Here is an 18,534-nt window from a genome sequence, read left to right as displayed (position 1 = left end):
TAACCAGTCCATATCTTACCTATGACCAACAGCATCGCCGCGACCGTATGTTCGCGGCGATGCTGCATGCGAGAAAGGTGCTTTCTCTCCAGCCAGAATGTGTGCGCTTTGATGTTTATCGCACCGCTGCAGTTCTGGAGCAAAATCAGGGCAGTCAACGAGCCAATGCCTTTTTAATCAGCTTCTGCAAAAAGGCATTGCCACGTCTTGAACTGGTCGCAAAAAAATACGAGTGCTCGGGCATCAACAGCAATGTATCAGCCGCTGTTTTCGATGGTCATTTTGATACCCAGCTTATGCAATATCTGGCGTCACGCATGGTCAATATGGTCGCTAGATTTAACCGCCTCCCGGATATGTCGCGCGCCGATATTGACCTACTGGCCGCGGATATCGCTAATTTTATTCGCGCTGAACTGGCTGACATTGATGATACCGTATTTAGCGAACTCAAAACGCTATACTCCTGGTACATGCGCGCTGGTTTTATTTCCCTGCAATTCAACGTTACACCGCCGAAATGGGAGCGTGTGACTAAAAAATATTTTTGTGAGGATGAAATCGCACCGGCAGTAATGCGCATGTTTAATGAGGTTTGGTGGCGCGGTCGCTTGCGACGCATTGCGGCTGCATGGCGCGAACATCTGCAAATTGCAGTCGGCAACGTAAGCAAGAAACGACACGCATACGCGAGTAAAAACTGCGTGACCGACTGGCGCGAGCAGAAGCGCCGCACGCGCGAATTTCTTAAGGGGCTGGATCTCGAAGACGAAGAAGGCAACCGCATTAGCCTGATTGAAAAATACGACGGCTCGGTCGCTAATCCAGCAATACGCCGCTGTGAGCTGATGGCTCGCATTCGTGGGTTTGAAAATATCTGTAATGAGCTCGGTTATGTCGGGGAGTTCTATACTCTGACTGCACCGTCTAAATACCACGCCACCACCAAAGCGGGCTACCGTAACAGCAAATGGAACGGTGCAAGCCCGTCAGACACGCAGAACTATCTCACCGGTCTTTGGGCACGTATTCGCGCCAAGCTGCACCGGGAAGAAATCCGCATTTTCGGCATACGCGTCGCTGAACCGCATCACGATGGAACGCCGCACTGGCATATGCTTATGTTCATGTTGCCGGAGGATGTTGAGCGTGTGCGACTCATCATCCGTGATTATGCGTGGGAGGAAGACCACTACGAACTGAGAAGCGATAAAGCCAAAAAGGCGCGCTTCCACGCTGAGGCCATCGACCCGGAAAAAGGCAGCGCTACCGGCTATGTCGCTAAATACATTTCCAAAAATATCGACGGTTATGCTCTCGATGGTGAAACCGATGACGAAAGTGGTGAGTTGTTAAAAGAGACTGCTCCCGCCGTTTCAGCATGGGCGGCGCGCTGGCACATCCGTCAGTTTCAATTTATCGGTGGTGCGCCGGTGACGGTATACAGGGAGCTACGCAGAATGGCTGACCCTGAAACAGCCAGGGCGCTCAGTGTTGAATTCGCCGCAGTGCATGATGCGGCTCACTATGGACGCTGGGCTGATTATGTGAATGCTCAAGGCGGCCCATTCGTTCGCCGTGATGATTTACAGGTACGTACATTGTATGAGCCTCGAACTGAATTTAATCAGTATGGCGAAGAAACTGTGTGCATCAAAGGTGTATACGATGCCTCAATAGGCGCTGGCTCTCCTATTCTAACCCGGTTAACGCAGTGGAAGATTGTTCCAAAGCGTGCCGTTGATTTGGCCGTTGACGTTAAGGGCGCACCTGCGCCCTCTCGGAGTTCTGTCAATAACTGTACGGGAAGCGAAAGCGATCCACCGGAAATCGATTTATCAAAACCACTGAGTCGACGTGAAAGACGAGAGCTGACAAAACGACTCAGGAAGCAAAAGCCACAAATGCGGCGAAAATTCATTCACGGAACGAATGAACAAAACGCAGTTGCAGCGAAAATTATCGACGATATACACCTGACAACTGGCATCACTATCAGCCGGGGAGAAGCTCTGCACCTGATGGCTGGCGGTAAAAGTTGTTTGGGTGGCAAATGGTTACGCGGAACGGCCAAAGGCGAAATATTTTCCGCAGCGCCATCGCATCAGGCTAGAGCTAAGGAACATCAGACCAAAGCTACAGAAATCCTCAATCGCGTTGCGCTTTTAGCTGAGCTGACGATGAGAGCATAACCGTTAATATTCATCCATATCATGTACATACAGTGTATTTACTGCTTTTTTTCTTCACATTTTTTATCAATACGTGATACTGTATGTTTATACAGTATCTCGTTGTGGAGGTTGTGTGGATAGAGAGTTAAGTGAGCACGTTATGATTGAGCGGGTCGAAATGATTGCGCGTCTGACGGCTGAAGGGACTTGTCAGGAAAGAGACCGTGAAATCGCATTAAATTTAATTGCGGAGATAGCAAGAGGCAACTTAATGAAAAACAATAATTTTTCTGTTGTTTTTTCCGCGCCGCCTGTTGATGAAACCTTTGCGAAGGAGGGCAAGGTGAGAGTAAATATCACATTAGATAAAGATCAAATAGTCGGCCAGCCTGTGATTGATGCTTTTCAGAGTGAATTGACCAAGCGAATACAGTCAGTTTTTCCGGCAACTAGCGTTAACGTCAAGAAAGGTTCTATGACTGGTGTTGAGTTGATGGGGTTCGATAAAGATTCAGACCGCGAAGCTCTCGATAGTATCCTTCAGGAAGTATGGGAAGATGAGAGCTGGCGTTAGTTCCTGAAAAATTTACAAACCGTAACCCTATGTTTGATGGCATGGGGTTATTTTGTATGGGATTGCATACAAAGGTAAACCATGGAATAACAACGTGTCAGCATTGCACATTGGAAGAACGGGATGAATGCACCTGCTAACAACGAAAATGCGACATCTTTGGCGTTCAGCTCACATCTGAACCAGCTTCCACAAAGATACTTTTGCTGCGACATGGTGACTCATTTATACTCATCCATTATTTTTCAAAGTTACAGATTGGTTTAGATTTGATAAGGATTTTATGAAAGCGATAGATCTCTTCTGCGGCGCAGGTGGCCTGACGGTTGGTCTTAAGATGGCTGGCTTTGATGTAGTGTCGGCTGTCGAAAAGGAGCCTATTGTTTCTGAAACCTATATGCAGAATCATCCTGATGTTTCATTGCGTACTGGAGATATACGAGAACTATCTCCAGCAAAAATCATGAGTGAACTTGGTCTCCAGCAAGGGCAGCTTGAATTGCTTGCGGGATGCCCACCATGTCAAGGTTTTTCAAGCTTAAGAACGAGAAATAAAAATTCCTCAGTTAACGATGAACGGAATGATTTGATATTTTCGTTTTTGGATTTTGTTAAATGTTTCCTTCCTAAAGTGGTGATGTTGGAAAATGTCCCCGCGTTAGCCAAGGATTACCGTATAAAGATTTTTTGCGATGAATTGAAGCAATTAGGATACTTCATAGATTCTAATTCAGTTGCGATTGAAGATGCTTCTTACTTTGGAGTACCGCAGAGAAGGCGACGTATGGTAATGTTAGCGTCAAGATTAGGATATTTACCAAGAGCAGAAAAAAACAGCATAAAGGTAACTGTTAAGGATGCGATTGGAGATTTGCCATTACCACAGCATAGTGATGACTTTTTGCATAATATTAAAGAAAATCGAACTGAAAAAGTCATGAAAATAATAAAGCTGGTACCTAAAGATGGTGGTAGCCGTGCTGACTTGCCGTATGAATACTGGCTACCTTGTCATAAAAAATATCCTAACGGATTTAGAGATGTTTATGGCCGTATGAAATGGGATGCGGTATCTCCAACAATAACAAGTGGTTGTACCAATCCATCTAAAGGACGGTTTCTTCATCCTGTACAAGATAGAGCGATTACTTTGCGAGAAGCGGCTCTATTGCAAACTTTTCCCAAAAACTATTACTTCCCAATCAAGTACGGCAAAGATAGAGCTGCTCTTATGATTGGCAATGCGCTACCTCCAGAGTTTATCAAGCGTCATGCAGAAGTAATCAAAAAGCACCTTATTGAATTAGGATAATAGAATGGAAAACTCTTTATTTTTAAATTTCCATGGAAGAATAATTGATCATTTGGGCATACAAATGTATCAAAGCCCAACAGCAGCTATTGCGGAAATGGTTTCTAACTCATGGGATGCTGATGCTACTGAAGTTAAAATCACGCTCCCTACGCATGATGATTTCTCCATTACTATTCAAGATAATGGTATTGGAATGACTCAAGATGAATGTCAGAATAAATTTCTGACAGTAGGGTATGATAAACGTAAAAACAATGCAAAAACTCTTTCACGGGATTTAAAACGACCATTAATGGGACGAAAGGGTATTGGAAAATTTGCAGGTTTTGGTATCGCATCTGTTATCACTGTAACAACTATCAGTAAAGACACTGGTGAGAAAACATCATTTGTACTTGATATTGATAAAATTCGTGATTCATCGAATGACGATTATATCAATACATCTAAGCTTAGCATTGATGTTATTGATCGAGTTGAGCCTAATGAAGAATTAAAACAAGAACATGGTACAACTATTAAATTAACAGGTCTGAAAATACAACGTTTGATTTCAGCAGATTTTTTTGCAACATCTATGGCTCGCCGTTTCTCTGTTAATGCGGCGGCTGCGAATTTTTATGTCAGTGTTGATGGGAAAGTAATTCCGACGGAAAATTTCCTTATTCAATCAGAAATGTCTTTCCCTAAAGATTATAAATCAAATGAAAAACCTGAAGGGCTGACTGAGATTGATAAAGATGGATGGGGAACCGAAATGGTTGGAGGCCATCAAATAAAATGGAGAGTTTTCTTCTTGAAGGAAACTATAAAGGAAGAGGAGTTGCAGGGGATTTCAATATTTTCCCATGGGAAATTATCACAAAGACCTTTTATGTTCAATTTAACTGGCGGACTCCCTAGTCAAAATGGACCAGAATATATGACTGGCGCAGTATTGGCTGATTATCTTGATGAATTTGATGAAGATGTTATTTCAACAGAACGCCAGCGGTTGAATTGGGGACATCACCATTTAGCAACCCTTGAAGAGTGGGGGAAGGCTCGTATTCGCAATTTATTGAGAATATGGAAAGACCGAAGGGCTGAAGAAAAAACGAAGCTCATAGAGGATAAGGTTTCTGACTTTAGCTCGAGAATTGAAAAACTTGCTCCGAGCGAAAAGAAAACTATAATGACTGCCCTTAAAAAGTTGGCAAGCATCAATCAAATTAATGCTGAGCAATTCAAGGAGTTAGGTAACTCTATTCTTACGGCGTGGGAAGGCGGTCGTTTAAAAGAGTTAATCCGGCAAGTGGCAGAGGTTCCTGATATGGATAGTGATAAATTACTATCTATGCTTATCGAAGCTAACACCATTCAAGCCCTACATACAGCAGAATCAGTTAAAGCAAAGCTAGATACAATAATTGGCCTAGAATCACGAATCAAAAATCGTGAATTAGAAAATGCGGTGCGTGATTACATTGCAAATAACCCTTGGTTAATATCACCAAAGTGGGAAACCTTTGCTAAGGAAAGAAATGTTGGTGACTTAGCCGTTGAGGCAGCAAAAGATTCAGGTCTTGATAAGGATGAAGATTTTAATGGGCGTGTTGATTTAGTTTTGGCTAGCGGAGAGCATCTGCTCATCCTTGAGTTCATGCGCCCAGGGTTAACCATCGATTTAGATCATTTGGTCAGGTTTGAAACATACGTAGATACATTCCGTGGTCATCTCGAAAGCTCAACGGGCTCAAGATTTAATACTGCCACTGGCTATTTGGTCGCGGACAAAATAGCTAAGAAAAATCCTGCATTCTTGAAAAAAGTTAAAAAGCTTAAAGAGGATGGACTCGAAACCCTTACATGGGGCGACCTTCTTTCCGAAGCAAAACGTCAATGGCAAGAGTTCTTAGATCATTTGGTCGAACGCTCGCCTAACGATAAGCGGATTCATGCGTTAATTAACACTGAAACGCTAAAAATTTCGGAAGGTGAAAAAGTTCAAGAGTCAGCGCAACAAGTGCATTAAGTTGCATGCTAATGCATCAGAATTATTGCTTGATAAATTTAAAGGCGTGCCAGTAATGGCGCGCCTTTATACTATTAAGGCAACTGCATTAAAACTGCCCCATAAAGCGGGCAGGCGTGGCGGGGATAGCATTGCGCGCTGAGGCGGGTATTTATTTTATTTTTTCAGCGCCTGAGCGCGTCCCTGTGGCGTTGTCGTGGTCGTGGGTGAATAACGAGGTGAAGCGAAGCGGCGACGGCGTGTCGTGGCGCTGAGGGCGTTGTGTGCGGTGGGGGTAAAGCCGCCACGACGGGCGGCTGTAGGTGGGGTTACTCGTCGTCGCCGAGACTGTATTTTTCGAAGCGGATAATTTCTTCACCCGCCCATTCGTTCAACTCCATAAACCGCGCCTGTAGCGGGGTCAGCTCGTTACGCACAAAGACCTTTGCCACCTTCTCAACGTCACCCACTGAACCGACGTTCTCGGGCTTACCGCCCATAAGCTGGAATGGAATGCGGTGCGCGTCGAGCAGGTCAGCGGCGCTGACTTTCTTGATATTAAAAAAATCATCCTTCGTGGCGACTTCGCTCAGTGGCACAATTTTAATCCCGTCTGCTTTACCATTCGGCGCGTAAAAAAACAGGTTCTTAAAATTGCCGAGTCCTTTCGAGTCGCGCATCGCCTTTCGCAGTGCCTCGACGTCGGTGCTGCTTTGCGCGGCGTCGGTCACATACATGATGTAACCAGCATGCGCGCCGTTCTGATAATACTTGCGACGGAACAGGGTCGCCGATTCATTCAGCCAGGCTGAATTGAGTGCGCTCAGGTATTCCGGCATCCCGTAAAGCTCCTGATTAATATCGGGCTCGAGCAGGTGGAAGACGGAGCCGGGCGCGAACTGGTGCGGCTGTGTGTAGCTCTGAATGTACCAGTAAACGTCATCCTCGATGCCACGGCGGGTGTATTTCGCCGGTGAGGTTTCCAGTTTTAACGGCTTGCCGGTCAGGCTGCGACGCTCTTCGATAAACGCATTACCAAACACCAGATAGTCGAGCGCAAACCGGGTGAAGTCCTGACGGGATAACAGCGGGTGCGGGATGTAGGTCGACACCAGAATATTACGCTTCACGTAAATCGGCGAGCTGTGATGCACGGCGGCGCGCATGCTCTTCGCCAGCCCGGAAAAGCTCACCGGCGGCTCGTACCACTGGCCGTTATCGATACACTCGACGTAATCGAGAATATCGCGGCGGTCGAGTACCGGCGTTGGCTCACCAAAGGTGAATGCTTCCATGCTCTGAGCCGGTGCGGCGGTGTGGTTTTTGGTGCGCGGCGGCTGCTGGCGCTTGTTGCGTTTCTTGCTCATTAGTTCCACTCCATGATGCTGGATGACTGCTCACCGGTCGCGGCGGTCAGCGGCTCATTGATTAATACGTGCATGGTTGCCCAAGCGAGATCGGCGTGACTGGCTTCCTCGGTGCGACTGGCCTCATAGGTCGAGCTGCGACCACTGCTGGTCATGGTTTTGCGGATAGACATAAACGACTGCGTGATATCGGTCGCGCTGACGTCGTACTCGAGGCAACCGCGGCGAATGGTGTCTTTTGCTTTGAGCACCATTGCGGTTTTTATTTCCGGCGTGTAGCGGATTTCACGTGCAGCCGGGTAGAAAGACCGCACGAGCTGGAAAACGCCCTGACCGAGCCCGGTCGCATCGATGCCGATATATTCCACGGTGTATTTCTGCGTGAGCTCGCGAATGGATTCGGCCTGTTGGGCGAAGTCCATCCCTTTCCACTGGTGGCGCTCGAGGATGCGGAATTTGCCCCCGGCAACGACCGGCGGCGCGATGACGACGCACCCGGCACTGTCGCCACGTAATGACGGGTCGTAACCAATCCACACCGGGCGGTGACCGAATGGCCGGTCGGCAAATGGCGCGTAGTCCTCCCATTTCTCGAGGCTGTCGACCATGCAGCGTTGCAGCTCTTCGAACGGGAATACCGACGCTTTATCGTCGACGAACTCGCACATAAACAGGTTGCGGAACTCATCGACACTGTTCTCGCGCTTCAGCGTATCGATGTTAAACAGGGTGCACCCTTTGGCGAGTGCGTCCTCGATGGTGACAATCTGTCGCCACTGGCCGTCAGGACAGGCGACGCCCTTCGCGAGTGCGGCGTGGCTGATATCGATATCGACGCGCTCGCTCTTGTCTGAGCGCCCCTTGTTGAACTGCTCACCCGACCAGAACGGGTAAGCGCCGTGCGCCAGCGATGATGGGGTCGAAAAATAGGTCGTGCGTAAATGCTCCTGTGACGACATGCCCCCGGCGACGCGCTTCAGTTTCTGGAAGTTGGGGATCCAGAAAATTTCGTCGACATACAGGTCACCGTTGTGACTCTGTGCCGTGTTGGCATTGGTACCGAGAAACATCAACTCCGCGCCATTGTTGCCGAGCACAATCGGGTCGCCGGTAAGCTCGACGCCAGCCTGTCGGGCAAAGGCGATAATGTATTTACGGAATACATAGGCTTGCGTCTTACTGGCCGACAAAAATATCTGGTTGTGGCCGGTCTTCAACGCCTGTAACAGTGCCTCACGTGCAAAATAGAACGTCGCGCCAATCTGTCGCGATTTCAGAATGTTCCTGATGCGGTGCGCCAGCCCCGCGCGCCACCACTCGAGCTGATAGTCGAAAGACTGCTCGAGGAAAATCTCTTCGAGTTTCTCGATAGCCTCTTCGCTGAAAAAGTTCTTTTTCGGCTTCTTCTTTTCCCCTTTGTTGCGGTTGGCCACGTTCGGGTTTAAATCCGCTTCGTTGCTGGTCTGGCCGTAGCGGTTAACCCGCGCGAGGCGTTCCATCTGGCGCGCAAGAAAATCCGCGACCTTAAAGTCGTGAGCCGTCAGGTCAGGCTTTGCATAAAGCTGAATCAGTCGCGCCTCGAGCGTGAACTCGACCCGGTTTAACGGGGCGGTTTCTTCCCATTTATCACGCTGTTTCCAGCTCTGCACCGTGGGGCGCTTGACCTGTAACTGCTCCGCGATTTGTGGCACGGAATAGCCCTGCCAGAACAAAAGCGCGGCCTGTCGTCGCGGGTCGCTGAGTAGTGATGTGTCGTTGGTAGTGGTCATAAAACCTCACTGTGATGAGTACACGGCAAGGCTAAAGATTCAGGGGGGATGAATCGCTAACCCCCTGTTGTGTCAGGGGTTGCACTTCTGTAACCGGTGGCTGACGAGGGAGGGAGTCGGGAAACTACATCCGACCCGATAACCCAACTCAGGACACCTGACTCATGGCTAAAAAAATTTCGAAATGGTTTCGCATCGGCGTCGAGGGGGACACCTGCGACGGTCGCGTCATCAGTGCGACCGATATTCAGGAAATGGCCGACGGCTTTGACCCGCGCGTCTACGGCTGTCGCATTAACCTCGAGCATATCCGCAGCGTTATTCCCGACAGCCCGTTTTGCCGCTATGGCGACGTCACGGAAGTGAAAGCAGAAGTGATCGACGACGATTCGGCACTTAACGGCAAGCTGGCGCTGTTCGGCAAAATTGCCCCGCTCGACAACCTGCTCGCGATGCTGGCGAAAGGCCAGAAGGTTTACACCTCGATGGAAATTCGTCCGAACTTTGCCAACACCGGCAAATGTCACCTCATCGGGCTGGCGGTAACTGATGACCCGGCGAGTCTCGGTACCGAATACCTGCAATTCTGTTCCCGCGCACAACAAAACCCACTGGCCGGGAAGAAAGACCAGCCGGGCGACCTGTTCTCAGTGGCAACCCTTGCCGAGCTGGAATTCGAAGACCTGCCCGACACCCTGCTGACCAAACTCAGCGACACCGTGAAAGGCATCTTCAGCCGTAAACAGACTGACGACGATGCGCGTTTCGGTGATGTACATGAAGCCGTGACCGCCATCGCCGAGCGGGTGCAGACCGGCGGCGAAAGCGCCGAGGTGCGTTTCAGTGTAATTGAAGCCGAACTCGCCGACGTCAAAAAAGCGCTGGCCGAACAGGCCGACGCCACCTCGCAGCAATTCAGCACCCTAACCAACACGCTGGAAAACACCGAAAGCAGATCACAGGCGCGCCGCAAGTTAAGTACCGGCGGTGACGGTGATTCGGCGGTCTCCACGCTGACCGACTGCTAACCCCTGCTAACCACGAAGGAAAAGAAACGCCATGCGTAAAGACACCCGTTTTAAATTTAATCAGTACCTGAGCCGTATCGCTGAACTGAACGGCATCGAGGTCAGCGACCTCAACAAAAAATTCACCGTCGAGCCGTCGGTGACGCAGACCCTGTTTGACAAAATCCAGCAGTCGTCCAGCTTCCTGAAGCTCATCAACATGGTAACCGTTGGCGAGCTGACCGAAGAGAAAGTCGGCATCGATGTGACCGGCTCCATTGCCAGTACCGCTGATACCGACGGTGGCGTCGAGCGTAAGACCGCTGATTTCGCGAAAATGGATGCGTACCGCTATTTCTGTCATCCGGTGAACTTCGACTATCACCTGAAGTACAACAAGCTCGACCTGTGGGCGCGTTTTCAGGATTTCCAGATTCGGATCCGTAACGCCATCATCAAGCGTCAGGCGCTGGATTACATCACCATCGGCTTTAACGGCGTGAGCCGGGCGGCGACGTCTGACCGTAGCAAAAACCCGTTACTTCAGGATGTGGCTGTCGGCTGGTTGCAGAAATACCGCAACGACGCGCCTGAGCGTGTGATGTCCAGCGTCACCGACGCTGACGGTACCGTGATTTCGAACACCATCAAAGTGGGTAAAGGGGGGCATTACGCCAACCTCGACGCGCTGGTCATGGATGCTTTCGAGTCACTGGTCGCGGAAATTCACCGCGAAAACCCGGAAATGGTTGTCATCTGTGGTCGCCGTATCCTGACCGACAAATACTTCCCGATGATTAACAAGTTCCAGGCAAACAGCGAACAGCTCGCCGGTGAGCTGATTATCAGCCAGAAAACCATCGGCCAGCTTCAGGCGGTGCGCGCGCCATTCTTCCCGGCAAACAGCGTTTTCATCACCACGCTGGATAACATTTCGATTTATCTGTACGAGGACGGTCACCGCCGCCACATCGTCGAAAATCCGAAACTCGACCAGGTGGAAAACTACGAACAGGTCAAAGTCGATTTCGTTATCGAGGACTACGAGGCCGGTTGCCTGATTGAAAATATCGAGATCCTCGAACCGGAAGAACCCGCCACCTCGGAACCAGTGAGCGCGGAAGTCTTCGCGGCGGCAATGGTCAAAGCGATGCAGTCTCTGACAGGCAGCGCACCGGCTGAAACCGGCACCACTGACGGCAAGGAGGCATAACCGATGGCAACCCCCGCACAGCGTCACGCGATGCGGGTCTCGGCTATCAGGGCATCGCAGCGGGATAACGCCCCGCTGCGTCATGCCTCACCTTACGAGCAAATGCTCGTCAAGCTGGCCGCAGACCGCCGGACGCTATCAGCAATTCGTTCTAAAGAACGCAAAGCGGATAAAAAACGCGAATTACTCCCGCTGTACCTGCCGTGGGTCGCTGGCGTACTGGAAAGCGGCACCGGCGCACAGGATGACATTCTGATGACGGTGATGCTCTGGCGTCTTGATGCGGGGGATATCACCGGCGCGATTGAGATTGCGCGCTATGCGCTGCGTTTCGGCCTGTCGATGCCGGAAAATCATTCCCGCACCACACCTTACATGCTGGCCGAAGAGGTCGCGCTCGCGGCAACCCGCGCCCGAATTGCCGGGGAGACGGTCGACGCTGCGCAACTCCTTTGCGTCATCGGGCTGACTGCTGAGGCCGATATGCCTGACGAAGTACGCGCCCGGCTGCATAAGGTCACCGGTCTGACCCTGCGTGATGCCGGTCAGCCTGAGAATGCGCTTTCTCACCTGCAACGCGCCTTACAGCTCGACACCAACGCCGGGGTAAGAAAAGACATTGAGACCCTCACTCGTGAGCTGAACCCGAAACCGGTCGCCGTCAAAAAAACAGCGCCGAAAGCCGCGAAAAAGGCACCCGCGAAAAAACAAGATTCACCGGTGAAACGAGGGCGTGGACGCCCGAAGAAAGTCGCCGGTTAACAGAACGCGCCCCGCGCCGGGCGGCACGCTGGTCAATGTCGGTGATTCACCGTAACTGCGACCGGCGTCCACCGCCCACCTATTTACTGAGGTACTCATGACCATGATTGTGATGAATAACCCGGCGCAACAGCGCGACCCGATGGTCATCCCGCCGGTGCCGGTCGACGAGCCGGTGATTAAAAACACGGCCTTTTTCCCGGATGTTGACCCGAAGCGCATGCGCGAAGAAATGCGCCTCGAGCAGACCGTGACGCCAGTGCGTCTGCGCCGGGCGATTAAAACCGCGATGGCCGAGACCAACGCCGAGTTAACCGACTGGCGCGACCTTCAGCTCGCCGCCGGTTATCAGCGCCTCGAGGATGTGCCGACGGATGAGCTCGACGGCGAAAGTGTGCGGGTTTTTCACTACTTCAACGCTGTTTGCTCGATGACGACCGCGACGCTGTACGAGCGTTACCGGGGTGTTGATGCCAGCGCCAAAGGTGACAAAAAGGCCGACAGCATCGATGACACCATCGATGAAATGTGGCGTGACATGCGCTGGTCGGTTGCCCGTATCCAGGACAAAGCGCGCTGCATCGTGGGGCAAATCTGATGAACGTCATCGCGCATCAGGGTGACACGCTCGACACGTTATGTCAGCGCCATTACGGGCGCACTGAAGGTGTGGTCGAGGCGGTATTGCTGGCTAATCCGGGGCTCGCTGAGCTGGGTGTCGTCCTGCCACATGGCACGGCGGTCAGTCTGCCTGAAGTCGACGCCGCACCGGTATCGGAGACCGTGAATTTATGGGACTGACTGTGGATAAAATCACAACCTTTCTGACCTACTGGCTGTCAGTGGTGCTGGCGTATTTCGGTACGCAGACACCGGAACGGCTCGCACTTTATGTCGGGGGAAGCTGCGCCATTTTTACCGCGCTGGTTAACTTCTGGTACCAGCGAAAGAAATACCGCTATCTCGTCTCGATGGGGATTGATAAGGGGGTTATTCGTGGGCTCATTCGTTAAACGTTGCAGTGTGGCCGTCGTGCTGGCGCTGGCGGCACTGGTGCCTGATTTTCGTTTGCTTCACACCTCGCCGGAGGGGCTCACGCTGATTGCCGACCTCGAGGGTTGCCGGTTGCGCCCTTATCAGTGCAGCGCGGGCGTGTGGACGTCAGGCATAGGCCACACTGCCGGGGTGGTACCGAAACGGGATATCACCGAGAAGGAAGCCGCCGCGAATCTGGTCGCTGATGTGCTGAACGTCGAGAAACGACTCGCGGTCTGTGTGCCTGTTGAAATGCCCCCCGCCGTCTATGACGCGCTGGTCAGCTTCGCTTTTAACGTCGGTACCGGCGCGGCCTGTCGCTCAACGCTGGTGTATCACCTGAAACACCGGCAATGGTGGCAAGCCTGTGACCAGCTCACCCGCTGGGTGTTTGTGAATGGTGAGCGTAATGCCGGGCTCGAAAATCGCCGCTTTCGCGAGCGCACCTACTGCCTGAAGGGGGCGAAATGAAAACGATAGTCGTGTTGTTAGTGCTGGCCGTGGCCGGGCTGCTCTGGATGCGTCACGAAAACACCAGTCTGACCCGCTCCTTTGAACGGGCGAACAAGGTCGCCGGTGAACAAAAAACGGTGATTACCATGCTGAAAAGCCAGCTTAAAACAGCCTCCCGTATCCGTGGGGAAAATGAGACCGCTCAGGTCTTACTGCGCGGTGAGCTCATCGATGCCGGAGAGCGGGCGCAACGCCGGGAACAGACCATTACGAGGTTACTCAATGAAAATGAACAGCTTCGCCGCTGGTATAGCGCTGATTTACCTGATGCTGTGCGCCGGTTGCACCAGCGCGCCGCCTGTGCCGACGCCGGTGATTGTCTACAACGCATGCCCGAGGGTCAGTCTTTGTCCGATGCCGGGAAGTGACCCGACCACCAATGGCGACCTGAGCGCGGATATACGCCAGCTCGAAAGCGCCCTCGAGCGCTGTGCGCTTCAGGTCAGAACAATAAAAAATTGCCAGGATAAAATCGATGTACAAGCCGAAGAGTCTGCGAAAAGCCTTAACTGACGCCGTGCCGGTGCTGGCACGAAACCCCGATATGATGCGTGTCTTTATCGACAACGGGAATATTGCCTCGACGCTGGCGACGTCGCTGTCGTTTGAGAACCGGTACACGCTCAATGTGGTGGTGACCGATTTCACGGATGATATCGAGCTGTTACTTGTCCCGATTCAGGCATGGTTGCGCATCCATCAGGCTGACATTATGACGACCGATGAAGGGCGTAAAAAGGGATTCACCTATTTTGCTGATATCAACGCCAACGACAACGTCGATATCAGTATCAGCCTGATGCTGACCGAGCGCACCCTCGTTAAAGAGCAGGGGGATCAGCTCCACGTTGAACAGGCAGAAGAGCCGCAGCCGCCGGAACCCGTTACCAGGCCAGTTGAGCTGTATGTTAACGGTGAGCTCGTGAGTCGCTTGCATGAATGACTTTAAACCCTTTGACGATAAGCTCGCGGGTCTGATAGCGGCGCTGTCACCTGCTGCCCGTCGCAGAATGGCCGCAGATATCGCGAAGACCCTGCGAGCCCGTCAACAGCGCCGGATTAAAACGCAGAAAGCCCCGGACGGGACACCTTACGCCGCCCGAAAACGCCAGCCGGTAAAAGCCAAAAAAGGCCGGGTTAAGCGGGAAATGTTCGCGAAGCTCCGCACGAGTCGCTTTATGAAAGCCACGGCGGGGAATGATTCGGCGGTCGTGGAATTTACCGGCAAGGTACAACGAATGGCGAATGTGCATCAGTACGGTCTCAAAGATAAGCCAGGGCGAAACAGTGCGCCGGTGCAGTACGATGCCCGACCGCTCATCGGGTTTAATGATGAAGACCGTCAGACCGTGGAGGAAATAATTATCGCTAAATTGTCCGTTTAGCGTTGTGTCATCGACAGTAAAACCCGCATCAATTGCCGCTCAGAGCACCGGGCGGCATCCTTCCTTGTATGAATACTCGCGCAACTCTTCAGGACGCTTTACGCCTCCTTCGCAACCTGATACGCACCGGCGTCGTCGTCGAAGTCGACCTCGATGACGGGCGCTGTCGCGTCCAGACTGGCGGCATTGTTACCGACTGGCTTCAGTGGCTGACCACGCGCGCCGGTCGCTCACGTGTCTGGTGGGCTCCGTCTGTGGGTGAGCAGGTTTTACTGCTGGCCGTCGGTGGTGAGCTCGACACCGCTTTTGTGCTGCCCGGTATTTTCTCTGATGACCACCCAGCGCCGTCGGCGTCGGCTGATGCTTTTCACATCACCTTTCCTGACGGGGCTGTTATCGAGTACGAGCCGGAGACCGGCGCGCTGACTGTGAGTGGCATTAAAACCGCAGACGTTACGGCGTCGGATTCCATCACCGCGACGGTACCGCTGGTGACGGTGAAAGCCGAGACCCGCATCACCCTCGACACCCCGGAAGTGGTCTGCACCAACAAACTGACGACGGCGACGCTTGAGGTACAACAAGGCGGCACCATGCGCGGAAACATCGAACACACCGACGGTACGTTTAAATCAAACGGCGTTCAGGTCGACGACCACGGTCACGGCGGTGTGCAAAGAGGTGGAGCCTGGACGGAGGGCACGAAATGACGACCCGTTATATCGGTATGAACAGGGAGACCGGGCGCGCCATCACTGACGCCGATCACATCCGTCAGAGCTGTGGCGATATTTTGCGAACGCCGGTCGGCTCTCGCGTGATGCGCCGCGATTATGGCTCGCTGCTGTTCTCCCTGATTGATATGCCGCAGACCGACGCGCTGAGGCTGCAAATTATGTGCGCCTGTTATATGGCGCTGTTGAAGTGGGAGCCGCGCATCAGCATCAGCTCGCTGACGGTAGAACGTCAGTTTAACGGTCAGATGATTGTTGAGCTGACCGGCGAGACCCGGGACACCGGAAAAACCCTGTCACTGACTATCCCTGTGAGTTGAATTTATGGCAACCATCGACCTGAGCCAGCTCCCCGCGCCTGACGTTGTGGAAACGCTGGATTTTGAAACCATTCTCGCGGAACGCAAAGCGACGCTGGTCTCGCTTTACCCTGAAGAACAACAGGACGCTGTTGCGCGCACTCTCGCCCTTGAGTCTGAGCCACTGGTGAAGTATCTGGAGGAAAACGCCTATCGGGAGGTTATCTGGCGTCAGCGTGTGAACGATGCGGCGAAAGGCTGCACACTGGCTTACGCGAGTAATAACGACCTCGATGTGATGGCCGGAAACAACAACACCGGGCGACAGATTGTGACGCCCGCCGATAACAGTACTATCCCGCCGACACCTGCCGTCATGGAATCTGATACCGATTTACGGTTACGCGCACAACAGGCTTATGAAGGGCTCAGCGTGGCTGGTCCGGTAGGTGCATATGAATACCACGGTCGCAGCGCTGACGGTCGGGTCGCTGATATCTCGGTTGTCAGCCCGTCACCGGCCTGTGTGACCATCACCGTGCTGTCACGCGAGGATGACGGCACCGCATCCGATGAACTTCTGACCATCGTTGAAAAAGCACTAAATGCTGAAGAGGTGCGCCCGGTTGGCGACAGGGTGACGGTGCAGAGTGCTGAAATCGTGCCGTATCAGATTGACGCCACGCTGTATTTTTATCCGGGGCCGGAGGCCGCGCCCATCCGTCAGGCCGCAGAGGAAAAACTCAAGGCGTATATCACCGCACAACAGCGACTGGGCCGCGACATTCGTCAGTCGGCCATCTATGCCGCCCTGCACGTCGAAGGTGTGCAGCGTGTCGAACTGACCGCGCCACTGGCTGACATTGTGCTCAGTAAATACCAGGCATCCTGTTGCACCGAATACCGCATCGCTGACGGGGGTGCTGATGAGTAATAACCGGCTGTTGCCTGTTGGCTCATCGCTGCTCGAGGTTGCCGCCGCCCGCGCGGCCGCAGATATCGAGCGTGTGCCGGTACCGCTTCGCACATTGTGGAACTGGCGTACCTGCCCGGTGCGGCTGTTGCCGTATCTGGCGTGGGCGTTTTCGGTTGACCGGTGGGATGAGAACTGGCCGGAGGCGACAAAACGCAGCGTCATCGCCTCGGCGTTTTTCATCCATGCCCACAAAGGCACTATCGTCGCCTTACGGCGCGTGGTGGAGCCGCTGGGCTATCTGATTGAGGTTAAGGAGTGGTGGGAACTCAACGAAGAGCCCGGAACTTTCCGGCTTGTTGTTGGCGTACTCGAGACCGGCATCACCGATGAGATGTACCTCGAACTCGAGCGCCTGATAGAAGGGGCAAAACCGGCAAGCCGACACCTGACCGGGCTCGCTATCAGCCTGAGCACCACCGGGCGCGCTTATGTGGGCGCAAGCTGCTATGACGGTGACCTGTTAACCGTTTATCCCTATGCCGCCGGGGAAATTGTCGTCGGTGGTGAGTTTTATCCGGCTTCGGCCATTCATCTGATTGATAACCTGCGAGTAAGCGCATGACAACAAAATATTTTGCCATCCTGACCAATCAGGGCGCGGCGCGACTGGCAAACGCGACCATGCTCGGTACAAAACTGAATATCACACAAATGGCTGTCGGTGATGGTAACGGCACGTTGCCGACGCCTGACCCGGCTCAGACAAAACTCATTAACCAGACCCGCATCGCGCCGATTAATTCACTGAGCGTGGATGCTAACGACGCTGGTCAGATTATTGCCGAACAAATTATCCCGGAAAATGAGGGTGGTTTTTTCATCCGTGAAATCGGTCTTTATGATGACGATGGCATTTTGATTGCTGTCGCCAACTGCCCGGAAACCTACAAGCCGTTACTGGCCGAGGGGAGCGGTCGAACACAGACCATTCGCATGATTCTTGTTGTCTCGAGCACGTCGGCGATCACCTTAAAAATCGACCCGTCGGTCGTGCTGGCAACCCGCAAGTATGTTGACGATGCTGTCATCGAGGTGAAGAGCTACGTTGATGGACTAATGCGCAACCACGAACAGTCGCGCAATCATCCCGATGCAACCACTACCGCTAAAGGTTTTACGCAGCTTAACAGCAGTGTGACGGATGACCGCGAGACACAATCGGCAACCCCGAAAGCCGTAAAAATTGCGATGGACAATGCGAATGCCCGGCTGGCTAAAGAGCGCAATCTCGCTGATTTACCTAATCCGGCACTGGCCCGCCAGAATCTGCAACTGGGTAACAGTTCGACGAAAAACACCGGTACAACTGCCGATACCGTTGCGGCGGGTGATGATGCACGTATCACCGGCGCGATGCAGAAAAGCCAAAACGGCGGGGATATTCCAGATGTGGCGAAGTTTCTCCAAAACCTTGGTTT

22 protein-coding genes are annotated in these 18,534 nt (G+C 52.5%); 20 read left to right on the top strand and 2 right to left on the bottom strand.

What is annotated here, in order from left to right; genetic code table 11:
* Positions 1 to 47: 47 nt before the first annotated feature.
* From OGY17_RS13500 to OGY17_RS13485, 4 genes are all read left to right on the top strand, one after another.
* The gene (locus OGY17_RS13500) at positions 48 to 2,192 is read left to right on the top strand and encodes a replication endonuclease (RefSeq protein ID WP_286607567.1); all 2,145 of its coding nucleotides are present in this window, start codon (positions 48 to 50) and stop codon (positions 2,190 to 2,192) included.
* Positions 2,193 to 2,307: 115 nt separating this feature from the next.
* Positions 2,308 to 2,748, top strand: coding sequence for a DinI-like family protein (locus OGY17_RS13495; RefSeq protein ID WP_286607555.1), 441 nt, complete (start codon positions 2,308 to 2,310; stop codon positions 2,746 to 2,748).
* A 283-nt stretch (positions 2,749 to 3,031) separates the two neighbouring features.
* Positions 3,032 to 4,060 (top strand): DNA cytosine methyltransferase, encoded by a 1,029-nt coding sequence (locus tag OGY17_RS13490; protein ID WP_260861663.1) that lies wholly within the window; start codon positions 3,032 to 3,034, stop codon positions 4,058 to 4,060.
* A gap of 4 nt (positions 4,061 to 4,064) precedes the next feature.
* Positions 4,065 to 6,077 carry an ATP-binding protein gene (locus tag OGY17_RS13485; protein WP_260861662.1) on the top strand — a complete coding sequence of 671 codons (2,013 nt, stop codon included), beginning with the start codon at positions 4,065 to 4,067 and terminating at the stop codon, positions 6,075 to 6,077.
* A gap of 308 nt (positions 6,078 to 6,385) precedes the next feature.
* Here the strand turns inward: OGY17_RS13485 and OGY17_RS13480 are convergent, their stop codons facing one another.
* Both OGY17_RS13480 and OGY17_RS13475 read right to left on the bottom strand, forming a co-directional pair.
* Positions 6,386 to 7,423 carry a phage portal protein gene (locus tag OGY17_RS13480; RefSeq protein ID WP_286607542.1) on the bottom strand — a complete coding sequence of 346 codons (1,038 nt, stop codon included), beginning with the start codon at positions 7,421 to 7,423 and terminating at the stop codon, positions 6,386 to 6,388.
* Positions 7,423 to 9,192, bottom strand: coding sequence for a terminase ATPase subunit family protein (locus OGY17_RS13475; protein ID WP_286607540.1), 1,770 nt, complete (start codon positions 9,190 to 9,192; stop codon positions 7,423 to 7,425). The genes OGY17_RS13480 and OGY17_RS13475 overlap by 1 nt, the downstream gene beginning before the upstream one ends.
* Positions 9,193 to 9,356: 164 nt before the next feature.
* Between OGY17_RS13475 and OGY17_RS13470 the strand changes: the two genes are divergently transcribed.
* From OGY17_RS13470 to OGY17_RS13395, 16 genes are all read left to right on the top strand, one after another.
* Positions 9,357 to 10,220, top strand: a complete 864-nt coding sequence (locus tag OGY17_RS13470) for a GPO family capsid scaffolding protein (RefSeq protein WP_286607538.1) — start codon at positions 9,357 to 9,359, stop codon at positions 10,218 to 10,220.
* 31 nt (positions 10,221 to 10,251) lie between these two features.
* Positions 10,252 to 11,412, top strand: coding sequence for a phage major capsid protein, P2 family (locus OGY17_RS13465; RefSeq protein ID WP_286607535.1), 1,161 nt, complete (start codon positions 10,252 to 10,254; stop codon positions 11,410 to 11,412).
* Between the two features lie 3 nt (positions 11,413 to 11,415).
* Entirely contained in the window at positions 11,416 to 12,174 is a 759-nt protein-coding gene (locus OGY17_RS13460) for a phage terminase small subunit (protein WP_286607533.1), read from the top strand.
* A 97-nt stretch (positions 12,175 to 12,271) separates the two neighbouring features.
* Positions 12,272 to 12,772: a head completion/stabilization protein gene (locus tag OGY17_RS13455; protein ID WP_000177982.1), complete on the top strand. Its 501-nt coding sequence runs from the start codon at positions 12,272 to 12,274 to the stop codon at positions 12,770 to 12,772.
* A complete protein-coding gene (locus OGY17_RS13450) occupies positions 12,772 to 12,975 on the top strand; it encodes a tail protein X (protein ID WP_001100637.1) in 204 nt (67 codons plus the stop codon). The genes OGY17_RS13455 and OGY17_RS13450 overlap by 1 nt, the downstream gene beginning before the upstream one ends.
* Entirely contained in the window at positions 12,966 to 13,187 is a 222-nt protein-coding gene (locus OGY17_RS13445; protein WP_000524754.1) for a phage holin family protein, read from the top strand. Before OGY17_RS13450 ends, OGY17_RS13445 begins: the two co-directional genes overlap by 10 nt.
* Positions 13,171 to 13,680 carry a lysozyme gene (locus OGY17_RS13440; protein ID WP_286607531.1) on the top strand — a complete coding sequence of 170 codons (510 nt, stop codon included), beginning with the start codon at positions 13,171 to 13,173 and terminating at the stop codon, positions 13,678 to 13,680. Before OGY17_RS13445 ends, OGY17_RS13440 begins: the two co-directional genes overlap by 17 nt.
* Positions 13,677 to 14,090, top strand: a complete 414-nt coding sequence (lysB, locus tag OGY17_RS13435; protein ID WP_286607529.1) for an Rz-like lysis system protein LysB — start codon at positions 13,677 to 13,679, stop codon at positions 14,088 to 14,090. The genes OGY17_RS13440 and lysB overlap by 4 nt, the downstream gene beginning before the upstream one ends.
* Positions 13,990 to 14,235 (top strand): Rz1-like lysis system protein LysC, encoded by a 246-nt coding sequence (gene lysC / locus OGY17_RS13430; RefSeq protein ID WP_235785999.1) that lies wholly within the window; start codon positions 13,990 to 13,992, stop codon positions 14,233 to 14,235. The genes lysB and lysC overlap by 101 nt, the downstream gene beginning before the upstream one ends.
* Complete coding sequence (locus OGY17_RS13425; RefSeq protein WP_200079195.1) at positions 14,198 to 14,665, top strand: phage tail protein; 468 nt, start codon at positions 14,198 to 14,200, stop codon at positions 14,663 to 14,665. Before lysC ends, OGY17_RS13425 begins: the two co-directional genes overlap by 38 nt.
* A complete protein-coding gene (locus OGY17_RS13420) occupies positions 14,658 to 15,107 on the top strand; it encodes a phage virion morphogenesis protein (protein WP_258735753.1) in 450 nt (149 codons plus the stop codon). Before OGY17_RS13425 ends, OGY17_RS13420 begins: the two co-directional genes overlap by 8 nt.
* Before the next feature lie 68 nt (positions 15,108 to 15,175).
* The gene (locus OGY17_RS13415) at positions 15,176 to 15,817 is read left to right on the top strand and encodes a phage baseplate assembly protein V (protein WP_236874345.1); all 642 of its coding nucleotides are present in this window, start codon (positions 15,176 to 15,178) and stop codon (positions 15,815 to 15,817) included.
* Entirely contained in the window at positions 15,814 to 16,161 is a 348-nt protein-coding gene (locus OGY17_RS13410; RefSeq protein WP_000213440.1) for a GPW/gp25 family protein, read from the top strand. The genes OGY17_RS13415 and OGY17_RS13410 overlap by 4 nt, the downstream gene beginning before the upstream one ends.
* A gap of 4 nt (positions 16,162 to 16,165) precedes the next feature.
* Positions 16,166 to 17,074 carry a baseplate assembly protein gene (locus OGY17_RS13405; protein ID WP_258735752.1) on the top strand — a complete coding sequence of 303 codons (909 nt, stop codon included), beginning with the start codon at positions 16,166 to 16,168 and terminating at the stop codon, positions 17,072 to 17,074.
* Positions 17,067 to 17,678: a phage tail protein I gene (locus OGY17_RS13400; RefSeq protein ID WP_286607516.1), complete on the top strand. Its 612-nt coding sequence runs from the start codon at positions 17,067 to 17,069 to the stop codon at positions 17,676 to 17,678. The genes OGY17_RS13405 and OGY17_RS13400 overlap by 8 nt, the downstream gene beginning before the upstream one ends.
* Positions 17,675 to 18,534, top strand: an 860-nt coding sequence (locus tag OGY17_RS13395) for a phage tail protein (RefSeq protein WP_286607513.1), incomplete at its 3' end; no start/stop codon positions are given. The genes OGY17_RS13400 and OGY17_RS13395, both read left to right, overlap by 4 nt.

Origin of the sequence: Citrobacter sp. Cpo126 (genome assembly GCF_030332445.1) — a bacterium.
Lineage (GTDB): Bacteria > Pseudomonadota > Gammaproteobacteria > Enterobacterales > Enterobacteriaceae > Citrobacter > Citrobacter portucalensis.
The sequence above is the reverse complement of the archived record's forward strand: the minus strand, read 5'-3'. Positions and strand labels throughout refer to the sequence as shown.